General features: G+C 35.7%; 21 protein-coding genes. 10 read left to right on the top strand and 11 right to left on the bottom strand.

Going from position 1 to position 21,845, the window contains the following annotated elements:
• Window positions 1-99 precede the first annotated feature (99 nt).
• From QNJ66_RS14860 to pdxA, 5 genes are all read right to left on the bottom strand, one after another.
• A complete protein-coding gene (locus tag QNJ66_RS14860) occupies window positions 100-1,860 on the bottom strand; it encodes a SulP family inorganic anion transporter (protein WP_300508231.1) in 1,761 nt (586 codons plus the stop codon).
• Window positions 1,861-2,239: 379 nt separating this feature from the next.
• Window positions 2,240-3,688, bottom strand: a complete 1,449-nt coding sequence (locus QNJ66_RS14855; RefSeq protein WP_300508229.1) for a GTP-binding protein — start codon at window positions 3,686-3,688, stop codon at window positions 2,240-2,242.
• Window positions 3,689-3,771: 83 nt separating this feature from the next.
• Entirely contained in the window at window positions 3,772-5,586 is a 1,815-nt protein-coding gene (locus QNJ66_RS14850; RefSeq protein ID WP_300508228.1) for an EAL domain-containing protein, read from the bottom strand.
• 54 nt (window positions 5,587-5,640) lie between these two features.
• Window positions 5,641-7,758: an EAL domain-containing protein gene (locus tag QNJ66_RS14845; RefSeq protein ID WP_300508226.1), complete on the bottom strand. Its 2,118-nt coding sequence runs from the start codon at window positions 7,756-7,758 to the stop codon at window positions 5,641-5,643.
• A 167-nt stretch (window positions 7,759-7,925) separates the two neighbouring features.
• Window positions 7,926-9,017 (bottom strand): 4-hydroxythreonine-4-phosphate dehydrogenase PdxA, encoded by a 1,092-nt coding sequence (gene pdxA / locus QNJ66_RS14840; RefSeq protein WP_300508224.1) that lies wholly within the window; start codon window positions 9,015-9,017, stop codon window positions 7,926-7,928.
• Between the two features lie 154 nt (window positions 9,018-9,171).
• On the opposite strand from pdxA, the gene QNJ66_RS14835 reads away from it, so the two are divergent.
• The 4 genes from QNJ66_RS14835 (at window position 9,172) to QNJ66_RS14820 (ending at window position 10,426) form a co-directional block, all read left to right on the top strand.
• Window positions 9,172-9,285 carry a PetM family cytochrome b6-f complex subunit 7 gene (locus tag QNJ66_RS14835; RefSeq protein ID WP_300508222.1) on the top strand — a complete coding sequence of 38 codons (114 nt, stop codon included), beginning with the start codon at window positions 9,172-9,174 and terminating at the stop codon, window positions 9,283-9,285.
• A 92-nt stretch (window positions 9,286-9,377) separates the two neighbouring features.
• A complete protein-coding gene (gene psb28, locus QNJ66_RS14830; RefSeq protein WP_300508220.1) occupies window positions 9,378-9,749 on the top strand; it encodes a photosystem II reaction center protein Psb28 in 372 nt (123 codons plus the stop codon).
• Between the two features lie 23 nt (window positions 9,750-9,772).
• Window positions 9,773-10,132, top strand: coding sequence for a TMEM165/GDT1 family protein (locus tag QNJ66_RS14825; protein WP_300508218.1), 360 nt, complete (start codon window positions 9,773-9,775; stop codon window positions 10,130-10,132).
• A 12-nt stretch (window positions 10,133-10,144) separates the two neighbouring features.
• Complete coding sequence (locus tag QNJ66_RS14820) at window positions 10,145-10,426, top strand: TMEM165/GDT1 family protein (RefSeq protein WP_300508216.1); 282 nt, start codon at window positions 10,145-10,147, stop codon at window positions 10,424-10,426.
• Window positions 10,427-10,609: 183 nt separating this feature from the next.
• On the opposite strand, the gene QNJ66_RS14815 is transcribed toward QNJ66_RS14820, so the two are convergent.
• Together QNJ66_RS14815 and QNJ66_RS14810 are read right to left on the bottom strand one after the other, a co-directional pair.
• The gene (locus QNJ66_RS14815) at window positions 10,610-10,873 is read right to left on the bottom strand and encodes a DUF3146 family protein (protein WP_300508214.1); all 264 of its coding nucleotides are present in this window, start codon (window positions 10,871-10,873) and stop codon (window positions 10,610-10,612) included.
• Window positions 10,874-11,068: 195 nt separating this feature from the next.
• Window positions 11,069-11,914 carry an alpha/beta fold hydrolase gene (locus QNJ66_RS14810; protein ID WP_300508212.1) on the bottom strand — a complete coding sequence of 282 codons (846 nt, stop codon included), beginning with the start codon at window positions 11,912-11,914 and terminating at the stop codon, window positions 11,069-11,071.
• A 179-nt stretch (window positions 11,915-12,093) separates the two neighbouring features.
• Between QNJ66_RS14810 and QNJ66_RS14805 the strand changes: the two genes are divergently transcribed.
• Entirely contained in the window at window positions 12,094-12,789 is a 696-nt protein-coding gene (locus QNJ66_RS14805; protein ID WP_300508210.1) for an aldehyde oxygenase (deformylating), read from the top strand.
• A 364-nt stretch (window positions 12,790-13,153) separates the two neighbouring features.
• Window positions 13,154-14,224, top strand: coding sequence for a hypothetical protein (locus QNJ66_RS14800; protein WP_300508208.1), 1,071 nt, complete (start codon window positions 13,154-13,156; stop codon window positions 14,222-14,224).
• Window positions 14,225-14,351: 127 nt separating this feature from the next.
• Here QNJ66_RS14800 and QNJ66_RS14795 read toward each other — a convergent pair whose 3' ends face one another.
• Window positions 14,352-16,115, bottom strand: coding sequence for an ABC transporter substrate-binding protein (locus QNJ66_RS14795; RefSeq protein ID WP_300508206.1), 1,764 nt, complete (start codon window positions 16,113-16,115; stop codon window positions 14,352-14,354).
• A gap of 21 nt (window positions 16,116-16,136) precedes the next feature.
• Between QNJ66_RS14795 and QNJ66_RS14790 the strand changes: the two genes are divergently transcribed.
• A complete protein-coding gene (locus QNJ66_RS14790) occupies window positions 16,137-16,316 on the top strand; it encodes a hypothetical protein (protein ID WP_300508204.1) in 180 nt (59 codons plus the stop codon).
• On the opposite strand, the gene QNJ66_RS14785 is transcribed toward QNJ66_RS14790, so the two are convergent.
• A complete protein-coding gene (locus QNJ66_RS14785; RefSeq protein ID WP_300508202.1) occupies window positions 16,267-16,557 on the bottom strand; it encodes a citramalate synthase in 291 nt (96 codons plus the stop codon). The genes QNJ66_RS14790 and QNJ66_RS14785 overlap by 50 nt on opposite strands.
• A gap of 389 nt (window positions 16,558-16,946) precedes the next feature.
• On the opposite strand from QNJ66_RS14785, the gene QNJ66_RS14780 reads away from it, so the two are divergent.
• Window positions 16,947-17,387, top strand: a complete 441-nt coding sequence (locus QNJ66_RS14780; protein ID WP_300508200.1) for a hypothetical protein — start codon at window positions 16,947-16,949, stop codon at window positions 17,385-17,387.
• Window positions 17,388-17,870: 483 nt separating this feature from the next.
• Window positions 17,871-18,446: a transposase gene (locus QNJ66_RS14775; protein ID WP_300508198.1), complete on the top strand. Its 576-nt coding sequence runs from the start codon at window positions 17,871-17,873 to the stop codon at window positions 18,444-18,446.
• 225 nt (window positions 18,447-18,671) lie between these two features.
• Here QNJ66_RS14775 and QNJ66_RS14770 read toward each other — a convergent pair whose 3' ends face one another.
• Both QNJ66_RS14770 and QNJ66_RS14765 read right to left on the bottom strand, forming a co-directional pair.
• Complete coding sequence (locus QNJ66_RS14770) at window positions 18,672-19,898, bottom strand: serine/threonine-protein kinase (RefSeq protein WP_300508197.1); 1,227 nt, start codon at window positions 19,896-19,898, stop codon at window positions 18,672-18,674.
• Between the two features lie 310 nt (window positions 19,899-20,208).
• On the bottom strand, window positions 20,209-21,225 hold the full coding sequence (locus QNJ66_RS14765; protein WP_300508195.1) for a serine/threonine-protein kinase: 1,017 nt from the start codon (window positions 21,223-21,225) through the stop codon (window positions 20,209-20,211).
• Window positions 21,226-21,376: 151 nt separating this feature from the next.
• Between QNJ66_RS14765 and QNJ66_RS14760 the strand changes: the two genes are divergently transcribed.
• Window positions 21,377-21,835, top strand: a complete 459-nt coding sequence (locus tag QNJ66_RS14760; protein WP_300508193.1) for a DUF4164 domain-containing protein — start codon at window positions 21,377-21,379, stop codon at window positions 21,833-21,835.
• Window positions 21,836-21,845: the final 10 nt, after the last annotated feature.

Genomic DNA, 21,845 nt, shown 5'->3' with positions numbered 1-21,845 from the left:
AATAAGTGGACAATTTTGAGAAAAGTGTGGGGAGTGTGCGGAGTATGGGAAGAATATTTACATTTTCCTCCTCTGCTTCCTCTGCTCCCCCTGCCTTATCTACTTAGAAATGGGATCGCTATAACTAGACCCATTAGATGGGTTAGTATTATCTTCAGGGAAATAAGAAGCATTCATTCCCATATTTTTGTCAATTTGTTCGATGGTGTCTCCATTCAGACTGGCCACGGCTAACTGTAAAGCTGCAACACGGGTTTGAACACGGTTTTTGTGAGGAACCCGATCCAAAATATCGAATTTTTGCAGTCTTTCTTTGAGTTTGCCTTCCCCACCGACAATATAAACTTCTAAACCTTTAGCATAAGCGTCATCGATCGTTTTCTCAAGGGCTAAGGTAGCAGTGACACCCAATAAAGGCACATGAGTTAAGTCAATGACCAACATTTCGTAGTTATCTAAGATATTCTGACGTTGGGTAATGGCCTTAGAAGCACCGAAACTCATAGGACCACCTAAGTCAAGTAATAAAATGCGTCCATTGGCTTCTTTCATTAAGTATTTAGCTTCTTGATTAGCCAGACGATCATCTTCATGGGTGTCAATAGCTTTGACGCGATCGGCTTGAATATTGGCTAATTTTTGAATGGTTAAAACATTCGCAACAAATACCCCTAAACCAACAGCAGTAATTAAGTCGTAGAAGACAGTGAGCAACATTACCCCATACATAATGGCCGCTGCTTTCCAAGAAAGTTTATGAGCGCGTTGGAGAAACTTCCAGTCAATAATATCGATACCCACCTTAAAGGCAATACCAGCTAACACCGCTAAAGGAATATTTTGGGTTAAAGGGGCAGCCCAAAGCACCACAACTAATAAGATGAAAGCACGAGATAAACCAGATAGGGCAGTGCGTCCCCCAGCTTGAATATTAACGACGGTTCCCATAGTTGCACCAGCACCGGGTAAACCACCGCATAAACCAGAGACTAAGTTACCAATACCTTGACCGATTAATTCTTTATCAGAGTTGTGTTGCGTTTGGGTTAAACTATCAGCGATAACTGCGGTTAATAATGCGTCGATACATCCCAACATCCCTAACACTAAACCATCTACAATCATGATTTGTACTTGATCTGCGCTAAAGGTTGGCATAACTAAAGAAGGAAGTCCCGCACTAAACTCAGGGATGGTTTTAATCTCAGCGTTGCCAAAGAAAAAGATTGAAATTAAAGTACAACCAATCAAAGCTACTAACTGAGGAGGAACAACTTTCTTCAGTTTCGAGGGCATTAAAAATAATACTGCTACCGCTAACAACCCTAAAATAGCCTCACCGATATTCATATTGAGACTACTCAAGACATTGGGGGCATTTTGTAGGGCTGCTATTACCCCACCTTTGGGGTTAGCTGTTCCCAGTAATGGACCGAATTGTAAAATAATTAAAATCAGTCCAATACCCGACATAAAGCCAGAAATTACCGTATAAGGCATTAAGGTAATATATTTACCTAGTTTCAACACACCGAGAATAACCTGAAAGATCCCTGCGATCATGACCACGGTAAAAGCCATCGCTAGACCGTTTTCAGGGTTGTCTGCGGTTAATTTTGTGATAACCGCCGTCATTACCACCGTCATTGGACCAGTGGGTTCAGATATGAGGGTTGGAGTTCCGCCAAATAAAGCAGCGAAAAAACCAATTAACACTGCACCCCATAAACCAGCAGCAGGACCGGCACCAGAGGCCACCCCGAAAGCTAGGGCCATGGGAAGGGCGATCACGGCTGCGGTTACCCCGCCGAATATATCCCCCTTGACATTTCTAAAATGAATACGATTTGTTATTTGCATGACTAAATGTTAAGTTTTGCTTAGAATTTTCTCATTTTTTGATTTTATGTGCTTAGTGCCTTTTGCTAAGACATCTCCGTAAATTTACAGACAAAAGTTACTTTATGGATGAGGGGGCAAAGGGTCAAGACTCTTATGAATCCCGTACTTACACCCTCAACAGAGCGAGAAGTCTGTTGCTGATAACGTTATAGACTAACTTCTATTTGTTTTAAATAAATCATAGTCTAATTACTATAGAAGAGTACAGCAAATTTTAAGGATTCGTCAAGTCCCTTTTTGTAAATTTTCTTAATGCTTAGCAAAAGTTGCTCTTATGGTTAGACTAATATTCTTCCCACACTCCCCACACTTCCCACACTTCCCACACGCCCTATCACTACATAACCTTAAAACCCTGATCTCGCTTCAACTTAGCCCCCAACTCCCACTTAATGCGATTCAAAATCGAAGTTTTATCCAAAGATAGTAAAATCTGCTTCACCACTGTTTTTGGTCCTTCTGGTCCCCAGGCTGCCCCATTGGCTAAATAACGTTTAGTTACCTGGCCAATAGCATAACAAGACACCCCGGCCACACTACCTTGGGTAATGGCAATGGAAACATAAGGAAGCAAAGACAACCCTGCGGTTGTGGGAACCATCAACCCTAACATTCCTTTGAGGGAACTCAACCCCAAGGAGGTGAGAAACTCGGTGGCACTAATACCACCCATACTCACCCCAATTTTTTGCAAAAGGGCGATCGCTGCTTGTTGGGTCATGGCAATACCATAGAGATTGGACAAGGACAAAATCATGGCTACATCTACCACTGCCCCTGTGAATAAATCGACTACTGTAACGGGGTTTAAAGCAACAGCCATGGCTTTGATCATCACTGCTTTGTAAATTAATTGGTTAGCTGCTTTTTCCCTAATTTGTAATTTACGAGCTACGATTTGCTCATTAACTTCATCGGCGTATAACATTGTATTAAGCGCGACCAAAGACTTACCTTCCCGATGTAAAATTTCTAATATTTTTAACTTTAAACTCTCTATTTTTGGCTTTCCTCTACTTCTTTTCTGTTTTAAATTTCCTTGTTCATCTTGACTAATTTCTGTGATTAAAGGGGCAGCAGCAACCATAACAATTTCATCTGGGGAAAGCAACTCTTTAACCCGTTCATCCCGTATTTTTTCATAAATAGCTAAGCGATCAATTTCTGGGTATTGGTCAATTTTATTAAAAATTAAAATAATCGGTTTTCCTACTGATCGTAACCGCGATAAAGCCTCAAATTCTACTTTAGTCATATCCCCGGAAATAACAAAGAGAATTAAGTCTACTTGTTTAGCCATATCATGGGCTAACATTTCCCTACTTTCTCCATCCACTTCATCAATTCCCGGGGTATCAATTAACTGTATTTGAGACTGTCCCCACCCAGATAATGCTACTGTTTGTAACCCTTTTATTTGCTCATCTTCTTGTAGTTTCCAGTCTGCTGCATCAATAGTTTGAGTCACTCCGTGTAAAGGCCCTGTTTTAAAAATATTTTTTCCTATTAAGGCATTTAAAAGCGAAGATTTACCCCTTCCTACCATACCAAAAGCAACGATTTGTACCAGAGAACATTCCAATTTTTCTAACATCTCTGTTAGGTTCTTTAACTCACTTTCTAAGCCAATTTGTTCCCTATTAGTTAAATCTAAATGGTTAACTAAATTTCTGAGACTATCTTGTGCTTGTTGATAGTTTAATTGTTCTTGAATTTCATCAAAATTCACTAACGCTTCGTCTAAGTCTGGAAAGTTCCAAGAATTATTATCGCTTGCTTCAGACATGGTTTACATTTGAGTCGTCAATAATATAACACCAGTAGACTGCTGATCGCAGCCTAAAAGGCTATGTTACCATTTTATCAAAATTAACAAGGAACCTTCTGGTCTCGATAAATTTCTAAGAATTGGGTTGCTTTTTGATAATTTAAGGGTTGACTTAATAAATATCCTTGGGCTTCTCGACAATCTAAATTTTCCAATAAATTTAGTTGTTTGTGAGTTTCAACTCCTTCCGCAATTACTCGTAAATTTAAACTGTTTCCTAAGGCAACAGCCGCCGAAATAATAGCAATATTTGCTGGTTTATCTGTTATTTCTTGAACACAAGATTGATCAATTTTTAAGGTACCAAAAGGAAATTGGGGAAGATGATTAATACAAGAATAACCAGTGCCGAAATCATCCATAGATAAATGAATTCCTAATTGTCTTAAATTTTGCAAAACCTTATGCGCTAGTTCTGTATTAGCTAGAATTGCTTTTTCTGTTATCTCTAATTCTAGCCACTGAGGATCTAGTTTTGTTTCCCTTAATATGCTTTCAACTATGTTGAAAAAATTAGTATCTTTTAATTGTAAAGGCGACAAATTAACGGACATTCTCAAATGAGGTAAACCCATATCCTGCCAAGCACGATTTTGACGACAGGCTTCTTTTAAAACCCATTCACCTATGGATAGAATTGAATCAGTTTGTTCAGCAACAGGTATAAATTTTTTCGGATTAATTTGACCTAATTCTGGATGATTCCAACGAATTAATGCTTCAAATCCTGAAATCTCTCCTGTGTTTATTTTGATTTGAGGTTGATAATAAAGTTCTAATTCTTGACGGTTTAAAGCTTCTTCTAGTGCCGTTTTCGCTTTTAATAATTTAGAGGCTTTGGGATCAATTGTCAAATGAGATTTTTTATCCTGCGATCGCATCTCTTTTTTATGATTTACTAACCTCACTTCTGCTTGTCGTAGAAGGGTTTTGACATCTTGAGCATCTTGAGGATAAATAGCAGAACCTATACTATATTCTAAGTGTAAGAGTTTTTCTGAGAATTGTAAGGACTCACCAATATTTTTTAGAAGTCTCTGCGTTATTTTTTCAAGATCATCTACCTGGCTAATTTTTGGTAATAAAATCATAAATTTATCATCTACCCAACGGCTAACAATATCACTTCCTCTTAAACTTGATTTAAGTCTTTTAGCTACTTCTACTAAAATTTTATCACCCACAGGATAACCCCAATTTTTATTAATGGCTCTAAAATGATTAATATCTAATAAAACTACTGCCATTAGTGTATGATATTGCTGAGCATTTTTCAGAGAATTTAACAAGTATTGTTGAAATAAAATTCTATTAGGTAATTTAGTTAACGGATCTTGATATTCTTGTGCTTGAAGTGTATCTTTAGGATTAAGAGGTTGAGAATCAGTATTAAAATTGATATGAGGTTGTGATGAGGTATATGGACTATTAACTACAGAGGAATTATTAGATAATGGTTGGGGTTTACTTTGAACAACATTGATGATTGTATTAGACCATTCATGACTAGCATAATAGGTGGCATTGACTTCACATCCAAAGTTAATTAAGTCTCCATTTTTTAACTCTTTGATTAAGCATTTTTCTCCATTGACATAAATCCCATTACGACTTTTATGACCATTTAAATCCCCGTCAATAATCCAGTAGGAATAACTATTAGTATAGCTATGTTTTCGTCTCATTAAGGTACTATGACGACGGGAAGCTTGTTGGGAATGAATAACAATAGAATTGCTTGTATGTCTGCCAATGGAATAGGTTTCTTCTTCTAAAGAAAGAGTTTGACGATACTTTTTATCTTCAATAACGAGTAGGTGGCGGTTTTCGTGAGAATGATTTACATGAGTGTTCATAATGTTTAGAGATGATCGGTTTTAGCAAAAGTTCAATTACAATCTCTTAAATGGTTAGGGTAAAGCAAAAATTAAATTTTTTTGTTCTTTAAAACTTAGTAGATAGTTTAGTATATCTTCTGCGTTTAAAGGAGGACTAAATAAATATCCTTGCATTTCTTCACAATCTAATTCTCGAAGGAGTTTTAACTGTTCTTTATTCTCTACTCCCTCAGCAATAACTCTCATATTAAAGCCACGACTCAAGGTCATAATAGCAGAAATAATAGACACATCTTCAGAACTTTGATTAAGTTCTTTCACAAAACTTTGATCAATTTTCAGGGTGTCAAAGGGGAATTTTTTTAAGTAACCTAAAGATGAATATCCTGTCCCGAAGTCATCCATAGAAATATAAACTCCCATTTGCCTTAATTCATCTAGGGTTTTCTTTGCTAATTTTGTATTTTTCATCAACATAGATTCAGTTACTTCTAACTCTAACCATTGGGGGTCTAATCCGACAGCTTCTAAGGTACTTTCTACGGTTTCAAGTAGGTTAGGTTGTTGTAATTGTTGTGCGGATAGATTAACTGAAATTCTTACAGGTGGTAAACCCATTTGTTGCCATTTTTTATTTTGTTGACAAGCAGTTTTTAGTACCCATTCACCCATGGGTAAAATTAACCCTGTTTTTTCTGCTAGAGGTATAAATTTATTTGGTCTAATTAAACCCAGTTGAGGATTTTTCCAGCGAATTAATGCCTCTAAACCGTAAATTTCACCTGTTTTAATATTAATTTGGGGTTGATAATGTAGAATGAGTTCACCATTTTTTATAGCTTGATGAAGCTGGTTTTCTAGGGTAAAATTCTCGGCAATTTCTACACTCATTTGTGGGTTATAAAATTGATAATGATTTCGCCCATATTCTTTGGTACGATATAAAGCAGAATCAGCATTTTTGATCAGTATTTCTACATCCTTTCCATCTTCGGGATAAATGGCAATTCCTACACTACATTTAAGATATATTTCATGCCCTTCTATTTGTAAAGGATATTCAAAACTTTTTAGCAATCTTTGGGAAAATTTAGCTGCTTGATCGGGACTTTTAATCTCTGTAAGAAGCACTACAAATTCATCTCCTCCCCAACGACAAACAAAATCACTTTTTCGGGCTTGAGAGCTTAAACGTTGTGCAAAATATTGTAAAATATGATCACCGATGTTATGACCTAATGTGTCATTAATATTTTTAAAATTATCAATATCAAGAAATAAAATAGCAAATAATTTTTGATATCTTTGGCTATTTTGAGATATTAAAGAAATCTTTTGATTAAAAGAACTGCGGTTGGGTAGTCCTGTTAAATTATCGTGAAAAGCATGATACTTTAAGTTATTTTCTGCTTGTTTGCGCTGGGTGATATCAAAGATATAGCTTCTGATCAGTTGTTCTTGTGCTAAATAATGAATATGTTGTTCAAAACTTTGGTTTTCTATATCAAATTCTCGAATCACTAGACTGCCATTTTTATAATTTTGTTTTTCAATTAATCCTTTCAATAAAGGATGTTCAAGTTGCGCTTTTTGTAAGTTGGGAAATTTTAAATTAGCAGAAGGATTAAGATAAGTAATAGTCCCTTGATAATTAATTTCAACAATCGGAATAGGACTCAACTCTACAACAGAAGCTAGATTTTTTATTTCTGATAAGCTTGGTTTTTTTGCGGTACTTTGTACAATTTGTGTATCGGAAGAAAGGGTATTATTTTTCGGATAAATAGCATTTGAAAAGACCTTGGGTTTCAATTTATCAATAAACTCTTGACTCCTGTTATCAATAATATAATAATGGGCTTTCACATCTCTAGTAAAATGAATCGTGTCTCCATGTTTGAGTTCCACTTCTTCAATTATTTCCCCATTAACCATAAGTCCATTTGTACTTTTATCTCCTTGATTATTGCCATCAATTAAAATATAAGAAAAGGGAGCATTTTTTTTCTGCTTTTTGATCAAGGTGGCGTGTTGTCTAGAAATTCCTTCGGCATTGATAAAAATAGAATTTTTAGAATATCTTCCAATACAATATTCTGGTTCTTCCAGATAAAATACTCGTTGCCCACTGGTTAAATTAAAGGCCAATATATGTTGTATATTTTGTTTCTTTTCTGTAGAATGTATCATAATAAGATTCAAGAGTAGCGGAAGAACGATGTAATTATCTGAATCACTTCATAAACTTGTCCTTAATTATGAATGATTAATCTGTAATTTCCACTGATCTAAATCCTACTGAAACGGTGATCTTGATCACCTTAGATGTGTTTCTCTAACATTCTACTTACGTAAATTTATATTAATCTTTGTTGGCTTAACTCAACAGCTAAGCGGATGGCTGCTTTAAGACTGGTTTCCCTAGCAATACCTTTTCCAGCAATATCAAAGGCAGTACCATGATCGGGAGAAGTACGGATAAAGGGTAAACCAATGGTGGTATTGATCGCTTGATCAAAGGCCATTAATTTCACTGGAATTAACCCTTGATCGTGATACAAGGCTAAGTAAGCATCCCCTAAATTATTGATGTTTAAAGGAGATGAATCACCGCTTTCAATTGTTTTTAAAGGATCTCCATACCAAGCTTTGGCCGGGTTAACCCACATAGTATCAGGGGGAACTAAACCAACTATTTCTACATGAGGATACTGCTTTTTTGCTTTTTCTAACCAGGTCCATAACCAATCTTTTTCTTCTGTCCCTAGCTGTCCATTTTCTCCACTATGAGGGTTTAATCCTGAGATGATAATTTTAGGATTTTTCAGGGCAAAATCTTGCTGCAAACAATTAATTAATAACTCCAACTTCAGGGACATTAATTGAGGGGTTAATGTCTGAGAAACTTGATTGAGAGGAATATGTGTGGTGACTAATAAGCTTCGCAAAGTCCAACCCGTATAAGGAGATCGCCCCACAAATAACATCCCAAATCGCTCAATTTTGGCTTTTTGGGCTAATACTTCTGTTTGTCCTGGATAATCATAACCGGCAGCTTTCCAACAAGACTTTGCAATGGAGGCCGTCACAATACCCTGAAACTTTCCTTCCAGGGTATGGGCGATCGCTGTCTCCAAATAGAGAAAACTAGCCTTCCCACTTGCTGCATTCCCCGATCCTGGAATAATTTGACTAAGGGTGTTAGGGTCGAGAGCAATGTCAATGATGGATAAGCTGTCCGGATGAGCTAAAGACTGTCCCTGTAAGTGTAATTGGCGATAAGTTTGCTCAAGTAGCGATCGCGTTCCGATGACCGTGAGATCACAAGTTTCGGTGATACTGGTATCAGACAAAGCTTTGAGAATAATTTCTGGTCCGATACTAGCAGGATCGCCCATAGTTAAGGCTAAATGGGGACGTTGAGGTTTTGGGTTGTGTGAAGATTGCATCTTATGATTGTGCCTTGGTGTTCTACAATACTTAGAGGATGATGGGCAAACTTTGGCTGAAATTGATGAACTTTTACCGTAATGGTAACTTCAATGATAAGCTAAAACTGTCAGGTAATTATTAATACTTATCCATTCAATTAGGAGAATAAAAATGACTGCTGAAAGTATGATGTTTAATGGTGCCGTTGTTTTAATGGTTTTAGTTCTTTTTGGCTTAGCTTGGGGCTTTCTTATTCTTAAAGTTCAAGGAGGGGAAGCTGAATAAGCCATAAGCATTAGGAGGAAATTGGCTTATAGTATTCACTTTCCTCCTTATTTAAAATCCCTATTGTTAATAAAATATCGAAATAATTAATTATGAGCGATATCAGCCCTTCCATTGAGTTTTTTGTGGGCATTTCTGAGGAATTAAGTAATGTGAGTTTACGACGAAGCAAGCAAACAGGAATCCGTAATGTATTGATGATTTTTGAGAATTTAAAATCTTTAGAAAGGTTTAGAAGTTATACAACACAAACCTATGGTGATTTACGTTTAATTGATTCGGAGGGAGAAATTAGCGTTACACCTTCTTCTTTAAAAATTATTTGGGGAGGGGATGAAGGGGATGAATTAAAAGAGGTTAGATGTGGATTTGATCTCGAAAAAGATGAGCATTGGGATCGGTTTATGCGTTTTATGGAACGTTATGCAGAAGCAAATGGGATGGCTTATCAAGATAAAAAATAATTTAAACTTTAACCTATTCTATCATGAATATTTCTGATCAAAATGAAACTGAAAATCAGCAAAATCAGACCTCTGAAGAAACTTCAAAACCAGAAAAATCATGGAGTTTTTGGACGGTTTTTAGTTCGACTTTTTTGACCATATTTTTAGCAGAAATGGGGGACAAAACCCAACTAGCAACCCTATTAATTAGTGCAGAATCTCAGTCTCCTTGGGTCGTCTTTGCCGGGTCGGCGCTCGCTTTAATTGCCACCAGTTTATTAGGGGTATTAATTGGTTATTGGTTAGCCCGTCGTTTATCTCCTAAAAAGTTAGATATAGCAGTAGCTTTGTTATTACTAATAATTACAGGGTTATTGATAGGAGATGTGTTAAATAGTTAAGGTGAATTAAGCATGGATTGGCAATTATTTGGATTAAGTTTTATTACGGTTTTTTTAGCAGAAATTGGAGATAAAAGTCAACTGGCAGCAATCGCATTAGGAGGGAGTTCTAAGTCACCTCGTGCGGTATTTTTTGGTTCAATTACTGCTTTAATTTTAGCTAGTTTCTTAGGGGTTATCGCTGGGGGAACTATTGCCCAGTTTTTACCAACGAAACTATTAAAGGCGATGGCAGCTATAGGCTTTGCTGTAATGGCTTTGCGGTTATTATGGCCAGAATTTGACGAAGATTAAAAGCCGTGAATACGGTTCAGGATTTCTTCACTAAGTTCCGGCACGCTATCGCACAAAAGTAGGATTCAATAAATAATTATTTTTTTGTTTTTCTTCTTCATAAATAAAGACCCTTTAAGTCTAAATTTCGGGCTAAATTTTTACATTTGCTTTTTGCCTCTTTACTTTGCCCACAAGGGCGAGTTAAAGCTGCGATCGCAGGGTAAACTCATAATCTCCTCCTGGTTCGAGTTGATAGTCAGATCGTTCCAAAAACCGACCTAAAGGTTCATAAATTAAGGCACGACCTAAGGATGGTTGTACTAATAATTGTCCCTGACGGAAATGCCATTTAAACCGCCATTCATATTCTGCTGCCCTGACTTCTCCTTCCATTTGTCCTTGTTGCCAAGACTGTTGAGTAATACGGACATAAGCAGTGGTTTTGGGTAGATATTTAGAACTCACAGTGGGTTTGATCCTTGGTGTCTGTAGCAGTTTTCAATTGAGTGTATTATATATTTTGGTTGAGTGAGTGTGGGAGGTGTGGGGAGTGTGGGAAGACTAGAATCAATATTAATATTTTGCTCTATGCAAATGAAAACTCTTTGAGATTCCCCGGGTTAAAACCACAGGGATTCTAGAATTATGCAAAAAGTGTTATCAAACTACCTGACGACGCAAAAAAGTAATAATTTCTTCGCTAACTTCTTTAGGCCAGTGTTCTTGGGGATAATGTTTCGCCTCATCTAACTTAACCATCTCAATATTAGAAACATTGGCGGTCAATTTTTCAGGAATATCAGACGATAACCAAGGATCACTCATACCCCAAAGCATCAAGGTGGGAACACTCCAAGCAGAAAAATCTTTTTCTATGTTTTTCAAGGTTTGAGATAGCTTAAGATTTTTTGTGGTTGTTAACAAAGCGCGTCCCACGGCAGAACTTTTGAGATAGGGTTGTCGAAAAATATCTAAATCTTGATCCTCAATGACAAAACCACTGCCTTTTTCCAGGGTACGATCCACCAATAAGGGATCTTGAGTCACCATATCCCCCACAAAGGGAATAGTCCATTGCTGCATCAACCAAGGAAGTTTAACGTCAGGAGATAAAGGGGTATTGAGAACAATTAAGCGATGGATGGTATCAGCATGGTTAAAAGCGTATTGAATGGCTACAGAAGCCAAAAAACCTTGCACCACTAAAGATACTTGCTCCAATTCCAACCCTTCAAGAAACTCACCTAAAGCCTTTTCATAAGCATCTGAGGTATAAGCAAAGTCCCGTTTATCTGGTTTAGCAGAAAACCCTGAACCGATCCAGTCAGGGGCGATCGCTCGAAACCCTTGGTCTCCTAAATTAGCCATCACCCTGCGCCAAATATAACTATGACTGGGCAACCCATGAAGCAAAACTACTGGGGGTTTCTTGTTGGGGTTGTTGGGGGTAACTTCTCGATAAAACCATTCTAAGGAACCAATCGTTATTGTTTGTTCTGTGATCATCTATGTTTAATTGTCTTTTCGGCTTAAAGTATATACATTAGAGTAGAACTCATAGATGGACAATAGCCAAAAGTTAATAACGGTTGACTTATACTTATATTGTCAGTTGCGTTAACCTAATTAGAGAAACCCATTTAACCAGTAACTTAGTTCATAAAACACAGGAGATAAAATAGCTTATGCAAGAGCTTGCTTTACGCCCAGAACTCGATTTTAACAGCGACACCTATAAAGATGCTTACAGTCGCATCAACGCTATTGTCATTGAAGGTGAACAAGAAGCCTATGAAAATTATATTGATATGGGCGAACTTCTTCCACAGGACAAGAAGGAGTTAATCCGTCTGTCTAAGATGGAAAACCGTCATAAAAAGGGGTTTCAAGCTTGTGGCAGAAATCTCAACGTTACCCCAGATATGGACTACGCTGAAAAATTTTTCTCTCAACTTCATGGCAACTTTCAAACTGCTAAAGCTGAAGGCAAAATTGTTACCTGTTTATTGATTCAATCTTTGATTATCGAAGCTTTTGCCATCGCTGCTTATAATATCTATATCCCCATGGCTGATCCCTTTGCTCGCAAAATCACCGAAGGGGTGGTTAAAGATGAGTACACTCACCTTAATTTTGGGGAAGTTTGGTTAAAAGAACATTTTGAGGACTCTAAAGCAGAATTAGAACAAGCCAATAAAGAAAATTTACCTATTGTTTGGCAAATGCTCAACGAAGTTGAAGACGATGCCAAAGTTTTGGGGATGGAAAAAGATGCTTTAGTAGAAGACTTCATGATTAGTTATGGAGAAGCTTTGGGTGAGATTGGTTTCTCTACTCGTGAGATCATGAAAATGTCCGCTCATGGATTAGCTGCTGTTTAAAACGTTACAACTTAACAAATAAAAACTCTTTTGATAATACAGGGTAAAACTTAGTTTCTGCTAAATTTTACCCTGTATTTTTATTAATGGATAATTGATAATTAATTAAATATAGGTAACCCTAACTGGGTGAACTACAACACCTTACTTTTCTTCTGATACTTAACTAACTGTTAACATCAGCATAAACAAGTAGCCAATAATTACATTTTCTAGGGGCGAAGCATTCAAAAATTATCTCTATTGCTTTCGCCTTGCTCAGACCAAACGTTCATAGACTTTCTGTCAAAAGTATTTTATAATCTGCTTGCCACGCCCTAATCAAATTAGAGCGGGTATATTAAATAATTTTCAGCTTAAAATCATGAATAATAAATACTCTTTAGGCTTTATTAGTCGCTCAAATTTACCAAAAGAGATGCGTTCACCTATCTGGTACCAACATTTAACCTCTAAACATCTTAATCATGACTCAGTTAAAGAGTTTATTTTTGAGGAAAATTTTGGCTTACATACGTTTGAAAAATCAGCCGATGATCATTTACTTAAACTCGGTTGTAAAGTTGTAGATAGGTTCACCTTACTTAAATCAAGTGATATTGTAATTTCTCTCAAACCTACTGATGAATGGCAATATATGCGTCCTGGAACTGTCTTAATTGGTTGGTTTAATCATCTTCAGTTACCTCCTAAACATACAACCAATGTAAAATTTTTAGATTTAGAAGACATTATTATTTGGTGCGAAGGACGACCCCAAAAATTACTCTATAAAAATGCTCATATTTCTGGTGAATGTGGGGTGCTTCAAACCCTAGAAACATTACAACAGAGTGATCCATTTTCTCCTGCAATTACAGAGAAAAAATTAGCAGTAGTTCTCGGTTATGGAAATTTGGGAATTGGTGCAACAAAAGAATTAATTCGACAAGGAATTGAGAAAATTGTTGTTTACACTCAGCGTCAACCTTCAAGCCTAATTAATAAATTGGAAGGAGTAGAATATCGTCAGATGGAATATGATTATAATAATACTTATGAGGTGATTAATGAGGATTTAAAGCTACCTTTAATTGATAATCTGTTACCCCAAGCTGATATTATTGTTAACGCTACAATTCCTTCTAGTTCTCAACCAAAATGGACTTTTGTTCCTGATGATAAATTTTCTCAACTAAAATGTAATATGGCATTTATTGATCCTATTCATAAACCGGATCATGGTGCTAATTTTACCCAGACAACTGAACTTTCTCAACCTCTTAAGTTAATTAAACAGTCAGGCCATTCTATTTGGTATAATGGCTGCAATGCTATGCCAAATTACCGTTATTCTTGGGCTTCCTCAATTATTTCAGAAGCGTTACTGAATAATTTAGATAGTATTTTTGGCAAGATAAGTGCATCTAAATTGCCCTTATTAAACAGGGTATAATTTGTTATTGGTTAGGAACGAGTAATCTCTTTTAAACAATAGATGTAATTGCAATAATTCTCGTTCCACTCCAGCCAATATTTATCAAAAAGACAAGAGATAATGTTAAATCCTGCTTAACTTTGAGTTATTCTTGGCTAACATCTTTAACAGACAGTTTTTCCATGTTCCAAAAAGCACCTCCTAAAGCAGAATATTCAATACCATCAAAACGATTTTTAACCGCAGCTAAGGAATAGGGATTAACTAAATAAATAAAAGGGAGGTATTCTGATACTAATTCCTGTGCCTCGTTATAGATTTGTTTGCGTTTATCCATATCGACTTCTTGAGAACCAGCAATATACAACTGTTCAATTTTTTTCTCCCAGTCTGATACAACTCTTCCGGTGAGAGGTTTAGTTCCAGGTTGGGGTTTTTGGTTAAACATATGTAAGTTACCATCTGTGTACCAAATACTAGGAGAATGGGGTTCATTGCCTCCTGTAAAACCAATAATATGTGCTTCCCAATCTAAGGAATTACTAAGTCTATCTACCAAAACATTGAAAGCTAAAGGACTAAAATTCACCTGCATTCCTAGTTTGCCCAAATCTTCTTCAATTTGCGCTCCCATTGCTTCTCTGATTTCGTTTCCTGAGTTGGTAATTAAATTAAATTCAACCTTATTCCCTTTACTATCTAATAACTTTCCTTCTGAGTTATAAGTAAACCCTTCTTTTAATAATAATTCTTTGGCTTTTTCGGGATCATAATCATATCCTTCTACTGCTTGATTGTAGTAGGGAGATTGCACAGAAATTTGTGTGTTTTGGGGACTACCTAAACCACGATAAATATTATTAATGATTCGAGGACGATCAATTCCGTAGGCAACAGCTTTTCTGAAATTAACATTATTAAACCATTCAGCTTTAATGGGATTAACTAAAGGTTTACCCTCCCTTTTACCTCGGTTTTGATTAAAGGAAATAAACACTGTGCCGTAGGCTGCACCACCATTATAGATAGTAAAATTACCGCGATTTTCCTCGTTTTTTAATAAAGAGAAATATTCAGAAGTGACACTAATAGAATCTAAACTACCTGAACGAAATTGTAATAAAGAAGTATCTGTTGATTCGACAATTGCCTGAACAACATTTTCAATATTGGGTAACTGATTTCCTTGTTGATCTTGTTTCCAATAATAAGGATTTTTTTCAAAGACAACCCTTTGACTTGTCACATATTCCTTAAGTTTATAAGGACCATTAACAATAATGTTTTCTGGTGGGGTATCTGTTCCCCAGGTTGATAAAAATTTGGGACTACCTTCCCCATCGGTTTCTTGGATGGTTTTACGCAAAATATGAGCAGGTAAAATAGGAAAACTGACACTATCTAGAAAAGGAGCAAAGGGTTCTGTAATTTTGAATTCTATGCTTCGAGCATCTAGCTTTTTAATAGTAGGGAAATCCCGCTTACGGCCGACTCGCAAACGATCTTGATAAAGGTTAGGTATTTTCTCATTCAAATATAAATCATTGTAAGTAAAAACAACATCATCTGCTGTTAATGGTTCTCCATCAGACCATTTTAAACCTTCTCTTAAAGTAACAACAATGGTTAATTTATCCTCAGAAATATCCCAAGATTCTGCTAAAGCAGGTTCCTTTTCTGCTGTTAAAGGATTTTCTGTAATTAACCCTTCATAGGTTAAACCAAAAATATTAGGAGATTCTTGAGATAAGACAGCATTAAAAGTTTTAGGATCGCTTAAAATGGATAAAACCACTTGATTTTGATTACCAGCAGCAGCACAAGCGGTTAAATTTAAGATAGAAAACCCAACTAAAATTAGGGTTAAAATTTGTTTGTAAACTGTTTTGATTTTATCTAAATATTTCATATTTTCCTAAATTAATAAGATATGGCCGTTAACAAATGGTCCGGCGCAGGGTTTCCCAAAATAGCATACGCCGGATCACCAGGGGTTGCCCGTAATAGCAAGAAAACCAGAGTTATAATATTATCTACTTTAGACCGTGCGATCGGTCAAGCTATTCATTGTCAGTCCCCTTTTCGTCATCGTCATCAAATTCTTGGTTAAATAAATTTTCTCCTATTTTTAATTCTTTTTTCGATAATTTGAGTTTTTTCCATAGTTGTTTGATTTTTTGATAAGCTTGTTCAGGTTTAATTTTTCCCGCGGTTTCTAAGTTACAAAGATAGTTAACTTCTTGGGCAAACTCTTGTAGGTTGGCATTAAAAACTACATTTTCCGGTTTTACTTCCCCACGATAAGGATATCGAGGATAGAAGAATTCATCTTTATCTTGATTTGATGCCATAATGGCCATTGCCTCAAAGACAGTTGTAAGGGGATTAATAGTTTCAAATAAGCGGATATCTACACTAGAGTTTCCAGCCCTTATTCACCATCTGGTGAGTCAACTAGAAACTTCTCTACAGCTATGATAATCCCTATCAGAGTTTTAGGTTAGGTTTAGTGTCGAAAGTCTACGGACTATGAGCATCTTGCTCACTAACCCCAATGGGGAGACGGGGAGGTTAAAAAATTGATAAATAGTATTTTCGTATTTACTTGATAAAAAATTACACAAAATTTTTAAGTTTGTTATCCTGTTTAATCAATGAATTAACTAAAATACTGACATAGAATAAAGCAGGATGGCTAATTTTAGCCGTTGCTTAAGATTTATCAAGAGGAGACTAAAACATGAACGCATCGGAAAAAGCTCAAGGTGTAGAAATCGCTACAAAAATTGCATCTACTGTTCATTTATTTAAAACCCATTTTCCTGATGCTAAAGCAGACCTTAAACCCTGGCGTAATGATCCTGATACCCTGGAATTAGTCGATCCTCACTCCATTGATATTGCCTTTCATTTACCTGGATGGAGTCCTCGCTTTCAAAGTCGGAGTATGTTAGTACAGATTAGGTTTCATAAAGATCCTGTGGATAAAATCCAAAGGTTAGTGGGATTAGAAATAACTGCTTTTAATCATCAGGGACAAGCGTGGCGACTTTCAACTGTAGAAAACTGGCAATTGGAAGGTGACTATCAACCGGCTAAGGATATTGCGGAAAGATTTAAGTGTTTTTGCCGTCAAGTTTTTGAAGTTTTTAATCAGAATAGAAAACAACAGGAATCTTAAGAGCAAATAATGCGATCGCTTATTGAACTCAATCTATTATTAAGCGATCGCATTTATAAATTACCATATACTTAACGATTTTTATGATAATGAGAGTAGGGTGGGCAAATGGAATAATTTATTTTATTTAAGATTAACTCAAAATCATTGCCCACCATTATTATTTAGGTGTTAGATAGGCAACATATCTATTATTATGAGAATCAGAGTAGGGTGGGCAAATGAAATAATTTATTTTATTTAAGATTAACTCAAAATCATTGCCCACCATGATTATTTAGATGGGAAAGATATCTATTATTATGAGAATCAGAGTAGGGTGGGCAAATGGGATAATTTATTTTATTGAATATTAACCTATAATGATTGGCCACCATTATTATTTAGGTATTAGGTGGGCAAGATATCTATCTTCTAGATTCATTCACCTATATTCTAGCTTTCCCCACCCTACAAGATTCATAATTAAAAATTGATTTAAAAATGTCAAATTATCGTCGTTTATATTGTCAAGGTAGCACCGTATTCTTAACTATTGTGACTTATCAACGAGTTCCTTTATTTAAAGATCCTGATGCGATCGCTAAATTACGTCTTGCTGTTTCTACAGTCAAAAAAGAGAAGCCTTTTGATATTGTCGGGGCTGTTATTTTACCTAATCATTTACATTTTATTTGGTCATTACCAAAAAATGATAGTAATTATTCTCAACGTATTGCACGGATGAAGGTTTTATTTACTCGTTCTATTGGAAGAAATTTAAGATTAGTGGATAATATTTCTAATTCACGAGGTAAACATAGAGAAAGTAATGTATGGCAAAGACGTTTTTGGGAACATACCATTAGGGATGAAAAAGATTTAGAAAAACATTTAGAGTATATTCATTATAATCCGGTTAAACATGGATTAGTTTCTTGTCCCCATAATTGGCAATATTCCAGTTTTCATAAATGGGTAAAGAAGGGATTATATCCTGTTGAATGGGGATGTTGTTGTCAAGGTAAGTCACCTAAAATACCTGATTTTTCTGATATTATTGATCAAGTCGGCGAATAGGTAGGGTGGGCAAATGGGGGAATTTATTTTATTTAATATTAACCGATAATGATTCCCCACCATCATTATGAGAATTAGAGTAGGGTGGACAAATGGGGTAATTTATTTTATTGAATACTAACCCATAATCATTGCCCACCATTATCATTTAGGTGTTAGGTGGGCAAGATATCTATATTCTAGATTAATTCACCTATATTCTGGCTTTGCCCACCCTAAAATACTTCATTCAACGTCCAAAACGTCCCCAAAATAACTAAATATTAAATAACCTAAACCTATCCCACTTAAACTAACACCTGAAAGGATTAAAAATTGATGAGTTCGACTAAAATTTTTTTCTTTTAGCTTTTTCAATGCCGATTCCAATAGACCTGTCAATCCCCATGCCAATGGTAATGGAAATGCCGATGGCCATACCCATGCAAATGCCCATGCAAATGCCAATAATGCCAATTCCCATGCCGATGCCAATTCCCATGCCCATTTCCATATACATGTCAATGCCGCAAGCCACAACGGAAGACGTACATTAACACTTCTAGGTGGTGGTGGTTTTGGTTTTGGTTTTGGTTTTGGTTTAATCTGCTCTTTTCGATACTCTGGCGCAACAGAAGGAGGTGGTTGAGAGGATTCTAATAACCCAAGCCATGCTGAGATAGACTGGGGACGATCTTCTTTTTCTAATGCCATTCCCTCTAGGATAACCTCATTAATATGTTCACTGAGTTGATTATTAATTTGTTTAGGAGGAAGAAGAATACTGTTTTTATCTAACTTTCTTTGCATCGAAGGAGTGGGAAGTTCTGCTGTAACAGCATAGTAAAACGTAGCAGCAAGGATATAAACATCAATGGTGTATTGACGTTCCTTACTGCCTCGATATATCTGTTCGTAGGGTGCAAAACTGGGGTTTGCGGCGTTACTTGTAATACTTTGAGTTGCAGGAATAATGTTTCTAGCGATGCCAAAATCAATCAAGATAGCCTCACCATCTTGAATCATAATATTCCCAGGATGGACATCTCGATGCACCATTTTGGCTTGATGTATGGTTTCTAAAGCTTTGCCAATCTGACGAATATAGATTAAACATTGTGCTTCTGACAAACGCCCTTGAGTTTTGATAATCTCCATTAAGGTTTGTCCCCTGATAAAATCCATCACTAAACAGGGTAATGTGTCTTCTAGGAAATAATCTCGAACTTTAACAATGTGAGGATGTGGTTTAGTTGAAAATTTGGCTAATCTTTGCGCTTCATCCTGAAATTGCTTTACATATTGTTCATATTCAATATCTTTTTTTTGCAGGAGATCAGGGGTTTTGATGACAACTTCTGTATTGAGCTTTATGTGACGCGCATGGTAAGTGATACCAAACCCTCCTCGTCCCAAGACTTTGATAATTTCGTATTTTCCTCCCTGTAATTTTTGGCCAGTTTGCCAAACCATAACATTGTTTTACATCTTTCTCTGAAATTGTACTCGAGGAAAACAAGAAAATGGAACTTTGTCTTTAAAACAATACATAAATATCTTTATAAAGGTTTTTGTGTACTATAAAGCAACCAAGATAATAAAAATAAGAGGACTTTCAACTCTCAAACAATACATAAATATTTTTATAAAGGTTTTTGTGTACTAAAAAACAGCCAAGATAATAAAAACAAGAGAATTTTCAACTCTCAAGCAATACATAAATATCTTTATAAAGATTTATTTGTACTATTAAACTTCAATGATAATGAATTTGGAAAAAGCTTTAAGGTTGAGACGAAGAAGAAGGACTAGGGGAAACAGTAGGAGTAGGAGTAGGAGTGGATTGGGGTGTTAACAATGTTTCAACTATTTGGGGAAGTCCCAATGCAGTTAATAAGGCAGCGATCGCAGCGATCGCAGTCCAGAACACAGTCCAATTGATAGCACGAATAGAAAACCCTGAATTTGAGGATATTTTCACCCCATTGGGAGATAAATCCAACTGTTTCAACCAATCTTGTACTGATTGAGGGCGATCGCTTGCTTCAAGTTCCATTGCGTTCAAAATAGCATGATTAGTGCGATCGCTAATAGCAGAATTAATAGTTTTTGGGGGAATTAAGAGTTTATTTTCCAGTTTACGTTCAATAGCACTAACTGGAGTTGTTCCTGTCAATAATTCGTATAAATTTGCCCCGAGAGAATAAATATCTGTATAAGCTGACCGTTTGCCGTCACGATAATAACATTCAATAGGGGCAAAACCTTTTGCTAATTCTTCGGTTCTAGTTTTGGTTAATTCATGATCAAAATTTAGTGCTAAACCAAAGTCAATTAATACTGCTTCTGCTTTTCCCGTACGGATGATAATATTTCCAGGTCTAATATCTCGATGTAATAATTGATGATTATGCACTTCTATTAAAGCGTTTCCTATTTGTTGAATATAATTTAATGCTTCCTTTTCTGAGATGATTTTGTTATCTCTTTTATCTAAAGTTTTTCCACTAATATATTCCATGACAATACAATAAATATTATCTTCGTAAAAAGTATCTTTAATCTCAACAATATGGGGATGATGACATTTTGCTAATTTAACTGCTTCTTCAGATAAACTGTTTTGTAATTCTTTGAATTTACCTAAATTTAAAAATACATCTTTTGCTGTTTTAATAACAAATTTATCATCATTTTGACTATTTTTAGCTAAATAAGTAAGAGAGAATCTTCCTTTTCCAAGGATTTCTTGAATGATATATCTATTATTTTTTAATGTTTTTCCTCTTGACCAAGCCATTGATTTTGTTTCAATATTCAATAGTTTTTAGATAATTTATTAGTTGTGTAAAATTTTCAGATTAACTATCTTTGATTTTAACTTACTAATTTTTTGGACTATTGTATAATGATAATATGATCATTGTCCAGTTCATTAAGGAATTTAATTCATGAGTCAAACACCCATCGCAGTGGAATACTCCCTAGAAGAACTTTTAAAAAATATCAATAGTAAGTTAGATAAACTTGATGAAAAAATCGACACTAAAATAGATGCACTTGACCAGAAATTTGAGGCTAAATTTGATGCACTTGACCAGAAATTTGAGGCTAAATTTGATGCACTTGATCAGAAGTTCGAGGCTAAATTTGATGCACTTGATAAGAAGTTTGAGTCTAAAATAGATGCACTTGAGCAGAAATTCGAGACTAAATTTGAGAAAGTAGAAGAACGTCTTAACAGTCTAGAAATAGGACAGACAAAACTAACCGAAAAAGTTGAGGGAATGAATGAACGATTACAATCAGTTGAGGGAACCCAAAAAAATCAAGTTTGGGCTTTAATTGTACTTTTAGCTGGGGCAATAGCAACGGCAGGTTTTAGAACATTCTTTATGGGTAATCCTTAAATTTTTGATT

Origin of the sequence: Crocosphaera sp. (assembly GCF_030064895.1) — a bacterium.
Lineage (GTDB): Bacteria > Cyanobacteriota > Cyanobacteriia > Cyanobacteriales > Microcystaceae > Crocosphaera.
The sequence above is the reverse complement of the archived record's forward strand: the minus strand, read 5'-3'. Positions and strand labels throughout refer to the sequence as shown.

Bases quoted from the DNA above. Each gene is read 5' to 3' on its own strand.
- QNJ66_RS14800 (WP_300508208.1), top strand. From the start codon at position 13,154: ATGAATAATAAATACTCTTTAGGCTTTATTAGTCGCTCAAATTTACCA.
- QNJ66_RS14780 (WP_300508200.1), top strand. From the start codon at position 16,947: ATGAACGCATCGGAAAAAGCTCAAGGTGTAGAAATCGCTACAAAAATT.
- QNJ66_RS14785 (WP_300508202.1), bottom strand. From the start codon at position 16,557: ATGGCATCAAATCAAGATAAAGATGAATTCTTCTATCCTCGATATCCT.
- QNJ66_RS14835 (WP_300508222.1), top strand. From the start codon at position 9,172: ATGACTGCTGAAAGTATGATGTTTAATGGTGCCGTTGTTTTAATGGTT.
- QNJ66_RS14790 (WP_300508204.1), top strand. From the start codon at position 16,137: ATGGCCGTTAACAAATGGTCCGGCGCAGGGTTTCCCAAAATAGCATAC.
- QNJ66_RS14805 (WP_300508210.1), top strand. From the start codon at position 12,094: ATGCAAGAGCTTGCTTTACGCCCAGAACTCGATTTTAACAGCGACACC.
- QNJ66_RS14775 (WP_300508198.1), top strand. From the start codon at position 17,871: ATGTCAAATTATCGTCGTTTATATTGTCAAGGTAGCACCGTATTCTTA.
- QNJ66_RS14820 (WP_300508216.1), top strand. From the start codon at position 10,145: ATGGATTGGCAATTATTTGGATTAAGTTTTATTACGGTTTTTTTAGCA.
- QNJ66_RS14760 (WP_300508193.1), top strand. From the start codon at position 21,377: ATGAGTCAAACACCCATCGCAGTGGAATACTCCCTAGAAGAACTTTTA.
- QNJ66_RS14845 (WP_300508226.1), bottom strand. From the start codon at position 7,758: ATGATACATTCTACAGAAAAGAAACAAAATATACAACATATATTGGCC.
- QNJ66_RS14795 (WP_300508206.1), bottom strand. From the start codon at position 16,115: ATGAAATATTTAGATAAAATCAAAACAGTTTACAAACAAATTTTAACC.
- QNJ66_RS14860 (WP_300508231.1), bottom strand. From the start codon at position 1,860: ATGCAAATAACAAATCGTATTCATTTTAGAAATGTCAAGGGGGATATA.
- QNJ66_RS14825 (WP_300508218.1), top strand. From the start codon at position 9,773: ATGAATATTTCTGATCAAAATGAAACTGAAAATCAGCAAAATCAGACC.
- QNJ66_RS14810 (WP_300508212.1), bottom strand. From the start codon at position 11,914: ATGATCACAGAACAAACAATAACGATTGGTTCCTTAGAATGGTTTTAT.
- QNJ66_RS14765 (WP_300508195.1), bottom strand. From the start codon at position 21,225: ATGGCTTGGTCAAGAGGAAAAACATTAAAAAATAATAGATATATCATT.
- QNJ66_RS14770 (WP_300508197.1), bottom strand. From the start codon at position 19,898: ATGGTTTGGCAAACTGGCCAAAAATTACAGGGAGGAAAATACGAAATT.
- QNJ66_RS14855 (WP_300508229.1), bottom strand. From the start codon at position 3,688: ATGTCTGAAGCAAGCGATAATAATTCTTGGAACTTTCCAGACTTAGAC.
- QNJ66_RS14850 (WP_300508228.1), bottom strand. From the start codon at position 5,586: ATGAACACTCATGTAAATCATTCTCACGAAAACCGCCACCTACTCGTT.
- pdxA (WP_300508224.1), bottom strand. From the start codon at position 9,017: ATGCAATCTTCACACAACCCAAAACCTCAACGTCCCCATTTAGCCTTA.
- psb28 (WP_300508220.1), top strand. From the start codon at position 9,378: ATGAGCGATATCAGCCCTTCCATTGAGTTTTTTGTGGGCATTTCTGAG.